The organism is Catenulispora pinisilvae (assembly GCF_015356865.1).
Classification (GTDB): domain Bacteria; phylum Actinomycetota; class Actinomycetes; order Streptomycetales; family Catenulisporaceae; genus Catenulispora; species Catenulispora pinisilvae.
In genome coordinates this window covers 1-13,008 of record NZ_JAAFZA010000271.1, presented here as the reverse complement: position 1 = coordinate 13,008, position 13,008 = coordinate 1, and the positions used below count along the sequence as shown (strand labels likewise).

The following is a 13,008-nucleotide window of genomic DNA, read 5'->3' as shown; positions in this document are numbered from 1 at the left end:
CCCATGACCCGCCCCGAAGTGGTCCTCACCGGCATGGGCATGGTCACCCCGGTCGGCACCACCGCCGCCGCCGTCCACAGCGCCATGTGCGAGGGCCGCTCCGGCCTGCGCCGGCCGCCCGAGGGCCACCAGGTCGGCACCGCGCTCGAAGTGGGGGCCTTCGCGCCGCCGATCGACCCGACGAGTGTGCTGCCCGCGACTGAGGCGCGTGTTGTCGACCGCTACATCGTCATGGCCCTGACCGCGGCGGCCGACGCGCTCAGTGACGCAGACCTCGAAGTCGGCCGGGACGCCGACCCCTACCGCGTGGCCGTCATCCTCTCCGGCACCGGTGGCCTCGCGACGCTGGAGGCCCAGGTCATCTCGCGCACCGAGAAGGGCCGCCTCGGCGTCAGCCCCTACCTGCTGCCCGGCATGCTCCCCAACATGGGCGCCGCCCGCATCGCCATCAAGTACGGCATCCACGGCTACGTCTCCTCCAGCGGCACCGCCTGCGCGGCCGGCGGCCAAGCGGTCGGCGAGGCCATGCGCCTGCTGCGCGCCGACGAAGCGGACGTCGTCCTCGCCGGCTGTAGCGAGGCCCCGCTGTTCCCGACCCTGGCCGACACGTTCGGCAACGCCCGCGCGCTGGCCCGGGGCTGGGCCGAGGACCCGACGGCGGCCAGCCGGCCCTTCGACCGCCGTCGCAACGGCCTGGTCCTGGGCGAAGGCGCGGGCGTTTTTGTCCTGGAGCGCAAAGATTTCGCCGAGGCGCGCGGCGCGAAAGCGTACGCCGACGTGCTCGGCTGGGGCGTCACCAACGACGCGCACCACCCGACCACCCCGCGCCCGGACGGCGAAGGCGCTCGCGAGAGCATGCGCCGCGCGCTCAAAGACGCCGGCCTGGAACCGGCGGACATCGGCTACCTGAACGCGCACGGCACCAGCACCAAGCTCGGCGACCTCGCCGAAGCGGTGGCTATCAGGACCCTGTTCGGCGCCAGTACTCCACCGGTCAGCTCCACCAAAGCGGTGACCGGCCACATGCTCGGCGCCTCGGGGGTGGTCGAGTCGGCGGTGTCGATCCGCGCCTTGCAGACCGGCCTGCTGCCGCCCACCCACAACCTGGACGACCCCGATCCCGACTGCGATCTGGACCACATCCGCAAGACTGCGCGCGCGGTGCGGGTCGAGCACGTCATGTCCAACTCGTTCGGGTTCGGAGGCCACAACGTCAGCGTCGTGTACGGCCGCCCCAGCACCCAACGGCCCCGTACGGCATAGCGCACTGCTGACACAGCTGGCACGGCAGACATAGCGGAAGGCGAAGGAATGGACATCCTCGGCATCGACCATGTCGAGTTCTACGTGGGAGACGCGCGACAAGCCGCGTTCTTCCTGTGCACCGCGTTCGGGTTCCACATCGCCGGCCACGGCGGCCCGGAGACCGAACTGCCGCGCCAGCGCAGCCTGCTGCTGGCCCACGGTGCTAGCAGGGTCCTGCTGACCTCGGCCTTGGGCACCGGGCACCATCCGGCCGACGGCTACGTCTCCCGGCACGGCGACGGCGTCGGCGTCATCGCCTTCGACACCGGCGACGCGGTCGGCGCCTACGAGCAGGCACTGGCGGCGGGTGCGGAGTCCATCGAGGCGCCGCGCACCTACACCTCCGGCGACGACACCGTGACCACCGCGACCGTCGGCGGTTTCGGCGACGTGGTGCACCGCTTCGTCGAACGTCACGGCACCGCGTTCTGGCCCGGCGCGATCGAAGCCCAGGCGGCTCCAGCGAATAGTGGCCCTGAGATAGTCCGCGCCATAGACCACGCGGCATTCTGCGTCCCGGCCGGCGAGCTGGAACAGGTCGTCGAGTACTACCAGCGCGTCTTCGGCTTCAAGCTGATCTTCGAGGAGTACGTCGAGGTCGGCGCCCAGGGCATGTACTCCCAGGTGGTCCAAAGCCCCTCCGGCGGCGCCACCTTCACCATCATCCAGCCGGACATGAGCCGGCAGAGCGGCCAGATCGACGACTTCCTGGCCTGGCACGGTGGGGCCGGCGTCCAGCACCTGGCGCTGAGCACCGACGACATCGTGAGCGCGGTGCGCACCTTCAGCGGCAACGGGGCCGGCTTCGCCGAGACCCCCGGCGCCTACTACGAAGTGCTGGGCGAGCGCATCGGCGACATCGACCTGCCGGTGGAGCGGCTGCGGCCGCTGGGCATCCTGGTCGACCGCGACCACTGGGGCCAGATGTTCCAGATCTTCGCCAAGTCGATGCACATCCGCCGGACCTTCTTCTGGGAGCTCATCGAGCGGCACGGCGCCAAGACCTTCGGCACCAGCAACATCCCCGCGCTGTACGCGGCCAAGGAACGGGAGCTCGCCGATGTGCGCGACTCCCTGGAGATAGGAGCGGCGGGACCGAGATGACGACTGGATCAGTACAGGAACACTTCGCCCTCAGCGACGAGGACGCGGCGCTGCTGCCGACCGACGCCGAGGTCGAGGCCTACGCCGAACACGGCTGGTTCCTTACCGGCAAGGTGTTCACCGACGACGAGATCGACGCCCTGACCGCCGCCACCGACCGCTACTACGACGGCGAGCGCGACCGGGAACTGCTTGTCCGTCCCGCCAAGCTCGCGGCGTGGCAGCCCTCTGACGGTCCGGTGCAGCGGCACAACGACTACGTGCACTACGAGAACGACGCCATCGCGCGCATCCTGGCCAAGCCGCTGCTCGGCGCCGTGGCCGCCCGGCTGGCGCGGGCCGAGGCGATCCGGGTGTTCCAGTCGACGCTGATCTACAAGCCGCCGATCGCCGGCGAGCCCAGCAACGTCGTGCCCTGGCACTTCGACCGGCACTACTGGGCCTCGTGCACCTCCGAGAACATGCTCACGGCGTTCATCCCGTTCCACGACTGCGGGCCGGAGATGGGCACCATAACCATGGTCGACGGCAGCCACCGCTGGACCGAGATCGGCCGCGAGGACTCGATGGTCAAGCACTTCGCCGAGCGCGACAAGGCCGACCTGGAGCGGATGCTGGTCGAGAACGCCGCGCACAACGGCGCCGAGATCCGCAAGATCCCGATGCTCATCCCCAAGGGCCACATGAGCTTCCACCACTGCCGCACCTACCACGGCAGCGGCCCGAACCTGAGCTCACGGCCGCGCCGCGCGATCTCCTTCCACTTGCAAGACGGCGCGAACGAGTACCAGCGGTTCGAGCTCAGCGACGGCACCATGGCCGCCTACAACCACGACGTGCTCGTCCGGCGCCTGCCGGACGGACGCCCCGACTACGCCGACCCCGAATTCTGCCCCGTGCTCTGGAGGAACTGATGGCCACACGTTATGACTGGGGACAGCGGCACCCGGGCATCGACAAGCTGGAAGAACGGATCATGTCGGCCCGGGCCGAGGTCGTCGGGCACGCCCTGTACGCGCGGCTGCGCGACCAGGACGCGATCCGCACGTTCCTGGAACACCACGTGTTCGCGGTGTGGGACTTCATGTCCCTGCTCAAGTCGCTGCAACGCAACCTGACCTGCGTCGCGGTCCCGTGGGTGCCGACCGGCCCGACCGGCAGCCGCCGCCTGATCAACGACATCGTCCTGGTCGAGGAGAGCGACGAACTGCGCGGCGGCTTCACCAGCCACTTCGAGCTCTACGTGGCCGGGATGACCGAGGCCGGCGCCGACGTCTCCGTCATCGAGTCCTTCATCGCCCTGCTGCGCTCCGGCGCGACGGTCGAGGCGGCGCTGGTCGAGGCCGAGGTCCCGGCGCCGGCGGCCGAGTTCGTGGCTCTCACCTGGGACATCATCGTCGCAGCCCCCGTACACTGCCAGGCCGCCGCGTTCGCCTTCGGCCGCGAGGACCTGATCCCGGAGATGTTCGAGCAGGTCGTCACGGTCAATGAGACGATCGGCGGGCTCGACACCTTCGTCGACTACCTGGCGCGGCACATCGAGGTGGACGGCGAGGAACACACCCCGATGGCCATGCAGATGCTGGCCGACCTGTGCGGCGACGACGACGCCAAGTGGGAGCAGTGCGCCGAGACGGTGACCCGGGCGCTGAACGCGCGGGCCAAGCTGTGGGACGGGATCCTCGCCGCCATCAGCGAGCGCGAGACGGCGTTGGTCGGAAGCAGTGATGGCTGACCCTGCGCTGTCAGGTCCGGCGTCGCCGAGTTCGCAGAAGCCCGACTCGGCGGCGCTGTACCGGACCGTCCGTCTCATCCGGCGCTTCGAGGAGCGGGCCGTCGAGCTCGTCCACGACGGCCAGATCTTCGGCGGCATCCACCCCTACACCGGGCAGGAAGCCGTCGCCGCCGGCACCTGCGCCGCGCTGCGACCGGACGACCTGATCACCAGCACCCACCGCGGCCACGGCCACGTCCTGGCCAAGGGCGCGGACCCGGCGCGGATGATGGCCGAGATCGCCGGCCGCACCACCGGCCTGAACGCCGGCCGCGGCGGATCGATGCACGCGGCCGACTTCGGCATCGGCATCCTCGGCGCCAACGCCATCGTCGGTGCCGCCGCCCCGATCGCGACCGGCGCCGCGTGGGCGGCCCGCTGCGCCGGGTCGGACCGGGTGGTGATGACGTACTTCGGCGACGGCGCGGTCAGCCAGGGCGTGGTGCTGGAGACGTTCAACCTGGCCGCGCTGTGGCGCGCGCCGGTCGTGTTCGTGTGCGAGAACAACGGGTTCGCGACCACCACCCGCACCGATGACGCGGTCGCCGGTTCCATCACCGGCCGCGCCGAGGCGTTCGGGATCCCGGCCGCGCGCGTCGACGGCATGGACCCCGAAGCGGTGTTCGCGGCTGCCGGTACGGCGATCGCCCGGGCCCGGCGTTCGGAGGGCCCGACGCTGTTGGAGTGCGTCACGTATCGCTACGACGCGCACCACACGTGGGAGCACGCCGCGCGCCCGCGCTACCGCACCCCCGAAGAGGTGGACCTCGGACGGTCCCGGGACCCGCTGGAAATCCAGGGGGCGCGGCTTCCCGAGGCGCGGCGCGCGCAGATCGACGCGGAGATCGAGGCGGTGCTGGAGGAAGCGGTGCGGTTCGCTCTGGACAGTCCGCACCCCGATCCGGCCACGGCGCTCGATTATCTCTACGCCGACGGTACCCAGGCCCGCGCCGGGGTGGCCTGATGACGGTCCTGTCCTATCTCAAGGCCCTGAACCGGGCCATCGCCGACGAGATGCAGCGCGATCCGGCGGTGTGCGTGTTCGGCGAGGACGTGCGGGCCGCCGTCACCAACGTCACCGCGGGGCTGGTGAAGCGGTTCGGGGACGCGCGCGTGCTCGACATGCCGATCTCGGAGCAGGCGTTCACGGGCATCGCCACCGGTGCCGCGATGTCCGGCATGCGGCCGCTGATCGAGTACCAGATCCCCGCGCTGCTCTTCCTGGCGTTCGAACAGATCGTCAACCAGGCCCACAAGTTCTCGCTGATGACCGGCGGGCAGGTGAGCGTCCCGGTGACGTACCTGATCCCCAGCTCCGGATCCCGCGACGGCTGGGCCGGTCAGCACTCTGATCATCCCTACAGCCTGTTCGCCCACATCGGCGTGAAGACCGCGGTCCCGGCCACCCCGGCCGACGCCTACGGCCTGCTGGCCACCGCCATCCGCGACGACGACCCGGTCGTGGTCTTCGCCCCGGCCGGCGCGATGGGACGGCGCGAGGACGTGGATCTCTCGCAGCTGGCGCCGGTGCCGCTGGGGGTGGGGCGGGTCCACCGCGTCGGCACGGATGTGACGGTGGTGGCGATCGGGCATCTGGTGCAGGCCGCGCTGGAGGTCGCCGAGGAGCTGGCCGAGACGGTCGATGTAGAGGTCTTCGATCCGCGCACGCTTCATCCCTTCGACTGGCAGGGGCTGGCCGAGTCGCTGGAGCGGACCGGACGGCTGGTGGTGATCGACGACAGCAACCGTTCCTGCGGCATCGGCGGCGAGATCCTGGCCACCGCCGCGGAGGAGATGCATCTGGTCGCGCCACCGAAACGGGTCACCAGGCCGGACGGCGCGGTGCTGCCGTTCGCCGAGGGGCTGGACCGCGCGCTTCAGCCGACGCGGGAGCAGTTGCGGACGGCGATTCAGGCTGTCGCGAAGAATGGGGGCGCCCGATGAGTGAGCCGACAACCGGATCAGCAGGGGGCCGACCGCATGTGGCGGCCGCCGACTCAGCAGTGACTGAGGCACTCGCGCCTGCCGCGAGCGACTCCCCAGCGACTCCAGTCGCGCTGGTCACCGGCGGCGGCAACGGCATCGGTGCGGCACTGTGCGCCAAACTCGCCGCGACCGGCCACCGCGTCCTGGTCGTGGACGTAGACCCCGAGGCGGCTGCCAAGACCGCCGAGTCCTGCGGCTGCATCGCCTTTCCCGCCGACGTGTCCGACCCGAAGCAGAACCATGCGATGGTCGCCCACGCCGTCAAGCGCCTCGGCCGCCTCGACATCGCCGTCCTCAACGCCGGTGTCAGCTCCGACCAGCCGCCGGACCTGCCGCTCGACCTCGAGCGCTACCGCCGCGTCCTGGGCGTCAACGTCGACGGCCTCGCGTTCGGGATCGATGCGACCGTTCCCGAACTCGCGCGTCGCGCGGGCCGCATCCTGGTCACCGCCTCGCTCGCGGGCCTCGGCCCCGACCAGGCCAATCCGCTCTACGCGCTGACCAAGAGCGCCGCGATCGGCTACGTCCGCGCCATCGCCGCCGCACTCGAACCGCGCGGCGTCCGCATCAATGCCCTGTGTCCGGGCTTCACTGACACCGCGATCCTGGGCATCACCCGGCGGCTGATCCGCAAGCAGGGCTTCCCGCTGCTCACACCCGATGACGTCGCCGCCGCCGCGCTGACCGTCCTGGACACGCCGGGCACCGGCCAGGCCTGGACCCTTGTCGCCGGCCGCCCGGTGCGGCCCTTCGCGTTCCCATCGCTGCCCACCACCCTGATGCCGGACGGCTCCGAGGCCCGCTTCCGGCCGTTCCTGAGCCGGGCCCCGAAGAAGGAGGACACGCCATGACCGGAGGCAGCACGACCGGAGGTAGCACGACCGGCCGCACCATGCCTGGCCGCACGATGCCCGGACCCGCCGTGAACGGCTCCGGGATCCGGGCCGCGCTGGCCGCCGATCCCGGCCTCGGCGCCGGGAACGTGCTGCACAAGCTGATCGAACACGGCGCGCCGCTGGACGGCCCCGGCATCACGTTCGACACCGCCGTCGACAGCCACCCGGCCGGGCACGCCCTGACCCTCGGCGAGCTGCGCGAGGCGGTGGCGGCGCGCGCCGTCTGGCTGAGCCAGCAGGGCATCGGCCCGCGCGACCCGGTGGCGCTCTACGTCACCAGCGCGGCCGACTGCTTCCTGCATTTCATGGCTCTGACCTGGCTCGGCGCCATCCCGGCGCTGATGAACCCCAATCTGCCCGGCGACGTAGCCGCCGAGTACATCCGTCGTCTGCGGGCCGTCGGGCTGCTCACAGACGCGGATCACCGGCGGCTGCTCGCCCGGGCGGATCGGGGTTCGGAACTGGGGTTCGCGACCGACGCGGTGTACGACGTGGCGGTCACCGGCGCCGGGGATCCGGCCGCGGCGCCGCGGCCGTACCGGCACGCCGACGACGACCCGATCGCGATCACCCACTCCTCGGGCACCACCCGGATGCCGACCGCGGTCACCCAGACCCACGCCAACCTGTTCGTCGGCACGCGCCTGCTACGCCTGCGCAAGCCCCGGGCCCGCGGCACCGAGCGCATTCTCAGTGCCCTGCCGGCCCCGCACGCCGCCGGCATCATGGCCGTGAACCACGCGCTGTGCAATCGCAGCGACCTGCTTTACCTCTCCCGCCCGGACGACGGCCCGGCGGTGGTGGACGCCATCGAGCGCTGGCGGCCCACCGGCGTGTTCGGGTTCGCCGTCACCTGGGCCGAGCTGGCCCGGATCGATCTGAGCGAGCGCGCCGTCGACTCGGTGTCGCTCTGGTACAACACCGGCGACTGCGCCCACGAACCGCACATCCGCCATCTGGTCGCGGCCGGGTCTTACGAGAAGGTCACGCGCGACGGCGTGCACCGGGTTCCCGGCTCGATGTTCGTCGACGGCCTCGGCTCCAGCGAGATGGGCCACAACGCCTTCCACATCACCCACACTCCCGACACCGAGCGCTACGGCCGCTGCGTCGGCCAGACCCACGACTTCGCCGAGATCAAACTGCTCGACCCGGCCACCGGCGAGGAGGTCCCGGTCGGCGAGGTCGGGCTGTGCGGGATGAAGTCGCCGTCGTTGTCGCCGGGCTACTGGAACGACAGCGCCAACACCTACCGCAACCGCCGCGACGGCTACTACCTGACCGGCGACCTGCTCTACCGCGACGAAGAGGGCTACTACTACCACGTGGACCGGATGGTCGACGCGGTCGACCTCGGCGGCGGCCGGTGGCTGTACACGGCCATGTCGGAGGAGCGGATCCTCAAGACCTGCCCGGACGTCCTGGACTGCACCGTCGTGGCCGTTCCCACCGAGGACGGCGTCGTGACCGACGTACTGCTCACGCTGCATCCGTGGGCCGATCCGCACGAGGACTGGGAGCCGGCGGTCCGCGGTGCGCTGACCGACGCCGCGGCCGCGACCCTTCGCAGTGTCCTGGTGATCGGCGACGACCGGCTGGTCGTCGGGCCGACCGGCAAGGTTCGCAAGTTCCTGATGCGGCAGCGGTACGTGACGGATTCCGTGGCCCAGGACGCGCCGGACCCGGCCTCGGACCCAGACCCGGCCTGTGTTCCGGACCCGGCCGCGACCTCGACCCCGGGCACTACCTCGGCCGCACAGGAAAGCAGGCCCCTGTGACCGCCCTGACCGCCATCGGCACCTACCTCCCGGCCGAACGGGTACCGATCGAGGACCTGGCCGACCGGTTCGGTCTGACCGCCATGCAGACGAAGGTCTTCCGGCGCTATCACAAGCTCGGCTCGGTCAGCCGCGACCCCGGCGGAACCCTGTCCGATTTGCTGCGCGGCGCGCTGGATGACCTCGAAGGCCTGGTCGGCAACGAGGAACGGGTCCGGTACGTCATCCACGCCCGCACCTTCCCGACGGTCACCCCCTATCCGCTGAACCCCTTGCGCGAGCTGTGCCGCGAACGCGGACTGGACCACGCCGAGACGTTCGCCGTCGGCCACCACGCCTGCGCCTCCGGCCTGCTGGCGATCGACGTCGCGGGCCGCCTGCTGGCCGCTGACGCCGACACCCGCCCGGACGCCCTGGCGCTGATCCTGGCCGGGGAGAAGGCGTTCACCGGCGAGGCGCAGCTGGTGCCCGAGACGTCGTTCTTCGGCGAGGGTGCGTCGGCCTGCCTGGTAAGCGCGTCCGGGGACCGCGACCGGCTGCTGTCCTACACCGCCGACCTGCGCGGCGAGTTCGACGGCGACTCGATGGAGCAGGCACTGGAGTTCCAGCGCATCTATTCCGACGCGCTCGGCGAGGCGATCCTGGCCGCCGTGGAGGGCGCCGGGCTGGCGATGGCCGGGATCAGCCTGGTGCTGCCGCACAACGTGAACGTGGTGGCCTGGCAACGGGTCTGCAAGCGGATCGGCTTCCCGCAGGCGCAGGTCGTGCTGGACAACGTGACGCCGGACGGCCACGTGTTCTGCGCGGACGCCTTCCTGAACTACCGGACCGCCAGCCGCAAGGGCCTGCTGAAGCCGGGGGAGCGGTACGTCGTCGCGGCCGCCGGCGCCGGACGCGGGGCGACGTTCTCGGCCATGGTCTTCGAACACTGAAGGGGGTCGCGTGATGCAGAACTTTGAGAAAGGACCGTCATGACGGAGCAGAGTCTGGAGCTGCACATCGGCGCCATCACCGCCGACGCGGGCTTGCGCGCGCGGATCGTGGACACCGTCTGCGCGCTGCTGCCCGACGTCCTCAAGCGCGAGGTCGACGGCGCCGGCGAGGGCACGACGCTGATGGAGGACCTGGGGATGAGCTCCACCGGGGCACTGGAGATCGTGCTGCTGTTGGAGGAGAACCTGGAGGTCGAGATCAGCGTGGAGGACCTCGGCCGCGAGCACTTCGAAACCGTCGGAACGCTGGCCGACTACGTCGCCGGCAACGTGATCCCCGAAGACTGACACTGAGACTGAGGTACCGAGGCCGTGCACACTACTGTCCCGCCCGGAAACCGCGCCGCCGCCCAGCCGGCCGATCGGTGGGGGATCCGCCGCGCGGTGCGGCTGGCGTTTCCGGGACCGTCCAGCCTGGCCCAGGACCAGGCGCACACGGCCCGGCTCGACGTCTATCTGACCGATCTGTTGCAGCCGCACGGGCTGGCGCTGAACCCCGGCGCGCTGGCGCCGCGCGGCCAGTCGTACGGGGAGATGGCCGAGGCGCTGATCGAGCTGGCAGTGCCGGCCGGGGAGGGCGTCGATCTGCTGGTCATGGCATATGCGATTCCTGACATAACGCCGGGCCGGGCCACCACCACCTATCTGAGCCACGTCTGCCCCGGCAAGCCGATGGCCTTCGCGGTCAGCGACGAGGGGACCGCCGCGGGCTTCACCGGGCTGCGGCTGATACGCGAGTACGCGCGCAGCGGGGACTACCGGCGCGCGCTGCTGGTGGTGGTCGAGCAGGCCTGGCTCGCTTACGATCCCGGGGTTCCCGTCGCGGTGCCTTCGGCGCACAGCGGGGTCGCGCTGCTGTTCGGGGACGACGACGGAGACGAGGACGGAGCCGGGATCGGCGACGTGCACGTGCGGGCCGGCACCGCCGAGAGGTCGCCGTGCGCACAGATCGAAGACCTCGGTGAGGCGCGGACCGTCATTCTCGGCGCGGTACTCAAGGCCGAGGCCGATGCACTGGTGGCTCGCGCGGATGTGGTGCTGGCCTCCCCGGGCCGGCCGTTCACCGGAGTCTGGTGGGAGCTGGCCGGAGTACTGGAAGCGGATTCCGCTGAGCACGGCGGCCACCGCATCGTGCTCGCCGACGCCGACCCGGAGCTCGGACTCCTGTGCACGGCCGCTGTCGACGTCCGCCGATCTCGCGGCGCCTTCACTCCCCAGGCCTCCTCGCCGCTGTTGTGTCTGGACGACTACCGGCGCGCCGCTCAGGAGCGGGTCGCGCCCGAAGTCTGGGACTACATCGACGGCGGCGCGGACACCGAGCGCACCGTCACGGCCAACCGGCAGGCCTTCACCCGGGTGGAACTGCGACCGCGCGCACTGGTCGACACCGAGATTTGCGATACCCGGACACAGATTCTCGGCTCCTCTGTAGGTACACCACTGGCTGTCGCACCGACCGCCTATCACCGGCTGGTGCATCCCGACGGCGAGGTCGCGACAGCCCAGGGAGCTGGCGCGGCCGACGCGTTGTACGCGGTGAGCATCTTCGCCAGCCGCACGTTGGAGGACATCGCGTCCTCCGCATCCGGGCCGTTGTGGCTCCAGCTGTACTGGCTGCGGGAGCGGGAGGCGCTGGCCGGGCTGATCGACCGGGCGGCCGCGGCCGGCTACCGCGCGTTGGTGCTGACCGTCGACATCCCGCGCATGGGCCGGCGGCTGCGTGACATGCGGAACGGGTTCGCGGTCGGACCGGAGTGCGCGGCGGTGAACCTCGACGCGGCGTTGATGGCGGCCGCCCATGTGCGCGGCTCGGGATCCTCGGCGCTCGCCGTGCACACCGCGAGGGCCATCGATCCGTCGGTGACGTGGGCCGATCTGGCGTGGCTGCGCGAGCGGAGCGAGTTGCCGATCGTGCTGAAGGGGATCCTCACCGCCGAGGATGCCCGGCTCGCGGTATCTCATGGTGCTGATGCGATCATCGTCTCTAATCACGGCGGCCGACAGCTGGACGGCGCGGTGCCGAGCCTGGCGGCGTTGCCGGAAGTGGTGGCGGCGGTGGCCGGGGCATGCCCGGTGCTGTTCGACGGGGGCGTGCGCAGCGGGGGAGACGCGTTCGCGGCCTTGGCTTTGGGCGCGCAGGCGGTGTTCCTGGGGCGGCCGGTGTTGTGGGGGTTGGCGGTCGACGGCGCGGCCGGGGTCGCAGGGCTCTTGGATCTGGCGACCGGGGAGCTGGCACACACTATGGCTTTGGCCGGGCGGCCGACGTTGGACGTGATCGACCGCGATGCGGTGCGGTTCGAGGGGGCGGTGCGGTGACGGCCGAGTGGCGGCGTGAGGATCTGCACGTGGCGGTCCGTGACCCGGCCGCCGCGTCGATGAACTTCCTCAACGAGGTCGCCGCCCGGTTCCCGGACGCGGTGTCGTTGGCGGCCGGGCGTCCTTACGACGGGTTCTACGTCGCCGACGATGTCGAGCGGTACTTGCAGGTCTATCGCGATCACCTGGCCAGTACCGGCCTTTCGGCGTCCGCGATCGACCGGACGCTGCTCCAGTACGGCCGGACGAACGGCGTGATCGGGGACCTGATCGCCCGGACGCTCGCCGTCGACGAGGGGATCGAGGTGCCGGCCGAGGCGGTGATGGTGACCGCCGGGTGTCAGGAGGCGATGATCGTCGCGCTGCGGGGACTGTGTGCGGGGCCTGATGACGTCGTGCTCGCGGCCGAGCCCTGCTACGTCGGGTTCACCGGGGCCGCGCGCATCCTCGGGATCGAGGTCGTCCCGGTCCCGGAGGCGGCCGACGGGCTGGACCCCGACGCGGTGCTGCGGGTAGCGCGGGAGGTGCGGGCGTCGGGGCGGCGCGCGCGGGGGCTGTATGTGGTGCCGAACTTCGCCAACCCATCGGGGGTGTCGATGGCGGTCTCGGCACGGCGCCGGTTGCTGGAGGTGGCCTCGGAGGCCGGGCTGGTGATTCTGGAGGACGATCCGTACGGGTTGTTCGGGCTCGACGATGAGGCGCGGCCGACGCTGAAGGCGCTGGATGGCGTGGCGGGCGGTCGGTCGGTGATCTACCTGGGGTCGTTCGCGAAGTCGGTGTTCCCCGGCGCGCGGGTGGGATTCCTGGTCGCCGATCAGGTGGTGGTGGACGGGGCGGGGCGGCGGACGCTCCTGGCC

12 protein-coding genes are annotated in these 13,008 nt (G+C 71.1%); all 12 read left to right on the top strand.

Annotated features, from left to right (window positions below):
* The first annotated feature begins 3 nt into the window (after positions 1–3).
* The gene (locus IZR01_RS42240) at positions 4–1,263 is read left to right on the top strand and encodes a beta-ketoacyl-[acyl-carrier-protein] synthase family protein (protein WP_194927107.1); all 1,260 of its coding nucleotides are present in this window, start codon (positions 4–6) and stop codon (positions 1,261–1,263) included.
* Between the two features lie 48 nt (positions 1,264–1,311).
* Positions 1,312–2,409 carry a 4-hydroxyphenylpyruvate dioxygenase gene (gene hppD / locus IZR01_RS42235; protein ID WP_194927104.1) on the top strand — a complete coding sequence of 366 codons (1,098 nt, stop codon included), beginning with the start codon at positions 1,312–1,314 and terminating at the stop codon, positions 2,407–2,409.
* Entirely contained in the window at positions 2,406–3,323 is a 918-nt protein-coding gene (locus tag IZR01_RS42230) for a phytanoyl-CoA dioxygenase family protein (protein ID WP_194895758.1), read from the top strand. The genes hppD and IZR01_RS42230 overlap by 4 nt, the downstream gene beginning before the upstream one ends.
* Positions 3,323–4,144, top strand: coding sequence for a DUF3050 domain-containing protein (locus tag IZR01_RS42225; protein ID WP_194927103.1), 822 nt, complete (start codon positions 3,323–3,325; stop codon positions 4,142–4,144). Before IZR01_RS42230 ends, IZR01_RS42225 begins: the two co-directional genes overlap by 1 nt.
* Positions 4,137–5,147, top strand: a complete 1,011-nt coding sequence (locus IZR01_RS42220; protein ID WP_194927102.1) for a thiamine pyrophosphate-dependent dehydrogenase E1 component subunit alpha — start codon at positions 4,137–4,139, stop codon at positions 5,145–5,147. Before IZR01_RS42225 ends, IZR01_RS42220 begins: the two co-directional genes overlap by 8 nt.
* Entirely contained in the window at positions 5,147–6,127 is a 981-nt protein-coding gene (locus tag IZR01_RS42215; RefSeq protein ID WP_194895761.1) for an alpha-ketoacid dehydrogenase subunit beta, read from the top strand. Before IZR01_RS42220 ends, IZR01_RS42215 begins: the two co-directional genes overlap by 1 nt.
* Entirely contained in the window at positions 6,124–7,020 is an 897-nt protein-coding gene (locus IZR01_RS42210; RefSeq protein WP_194927101.1) for an SDR family NAD(P)-dependent oxidoreductase, read from the top strand. The genes IZR01_RS42215 and IZR01_RS42210 overlap by 4 nt, the downstream gene beginning before the upstream one ends.
* Positions 7,021–7,076: 56 nt before the next feature.
* Positions 7,077–8,843, top strand: a complete 1,767-nt coding sequence (locus IZR01_RS42205; protein WP_438939718.1) for a class I adenylate-forming enzyme family protein — start codon at positions 7,077–7,079, stop codon at positions 8,841–8,843.
* Positions 8,840–9,775 carry a 3-oxoacyl-[acyl-carrier-protein] synthase III C-terminal domain-containing protein gene (locus IZR01_RS42200; RefSeq protein WP_194895763.1) on the top strand — a complete coding sequence of 312 codons (936 nt, stop codon included), beginning with the start codon at positions 8,840–8,842 and terminating at the stop codon, positions 9,773–9,775. The genes IZR01_RS42205 and IZR01_RS42200 overlap by 4 nt, the downstream gene beginning before the upstream one ends.
* Positions 9,776–9,814: 39 nt before the next feature.
* On the top strand, positions 9,815–10,123 hold the full coding sequence (locus tag IZR01_RS42195; RefSeq protein ID WP_194895764.1) for a phosphopantetheine-binding protein: 309 nt from the start codon (positions 9,815–9,817) through the stop codon (positions 10,121–10,123).
* Positions 10,124–10,147: 24 nt separating this feature from the next.
* Complete coding sequence (locus IZR01_RS42190; protein ID WP_323747253.1) at positions 10,148–12,151, top strand: alpha-hydroxy acid oxidase; 2,004 nt, start codon at positions 10,148–10,150, stop codon at positions 12,149–12,151.
* A partial coding sequence (locus IZR01_RS42185; RefSeq protein WP_323747252.1) for an aminotransferase class I/II-fold pyridoxal phosphate-dependent enzyme occupies positions 12,148–13,008 on the top strand: 861 nt, incomplete at its 3' end. The genes IZR01_RS42190 and IZR01_RS42185, both read left to right, overlap by 4 nt.

Coding starts and splice junctions, on each gene's coding strand:
- IZR01_RS42240 (WP_194927107.1), top strand. CDS start 4: ATGACCCGCCCCGAAGTGGTCCTCACCGGCATGGGCATGGTCACCCCG.
- hppD (WP_194927104.1), top strand. CDS start 1,312: ATGGACATCCTCGGCATCGACCATGTCGAGTTCTACGTGGGAGACGCG.
- IZR01_RS42230 (WP_194895758.1), top strand. CDS start 2,406: ATGACGACTGGATCAGTACAGGAACACTTCGCCCTCAGCGACGAGGAC.
- IZR01_RS42225 (WP_194927103.1), top strand. CDS start 3,323: ATGGCCACACGTTATGACTGGGGACAGCGGCACCCGGGCATCGACAAG.
- IZR01_RS42220 (WP_194927102.1), top strand. CDS start 4,137: ATGGCTGACCCTGCGCTGTCAGGTCCGGCGTCGCCGAGTTCGCAGAAG.
- IZR01_RS42215 (WP_194895761.1), top strand. CDS start 5,147: ATGACGGTCCTGTCCTATCTCAAGGCCCTGAACCGGGCCATCGCCGAC.
- IZR01_RS42210 (WP_194927101.1), top strand. CDS start 6,124: ATGAGTGAGCCGACAACCGGATCAGCAGGGGGCCGACCGCATGTGGCG.
- IZR01_RS42205 (WP_438939718.1), top strand. CDS start 7,077: ATGCCCGGACCCGCCGTGAACGGCTCCGGGATCCGGGCCGCGCTGGCC.
- IZR01_RS42195 (WP_194895764.1), top strand. CDS start 9,815: ATGACGGAGCAGAGTCTGGAGCTGCACATCGGCGCCATCACCGCCGAC.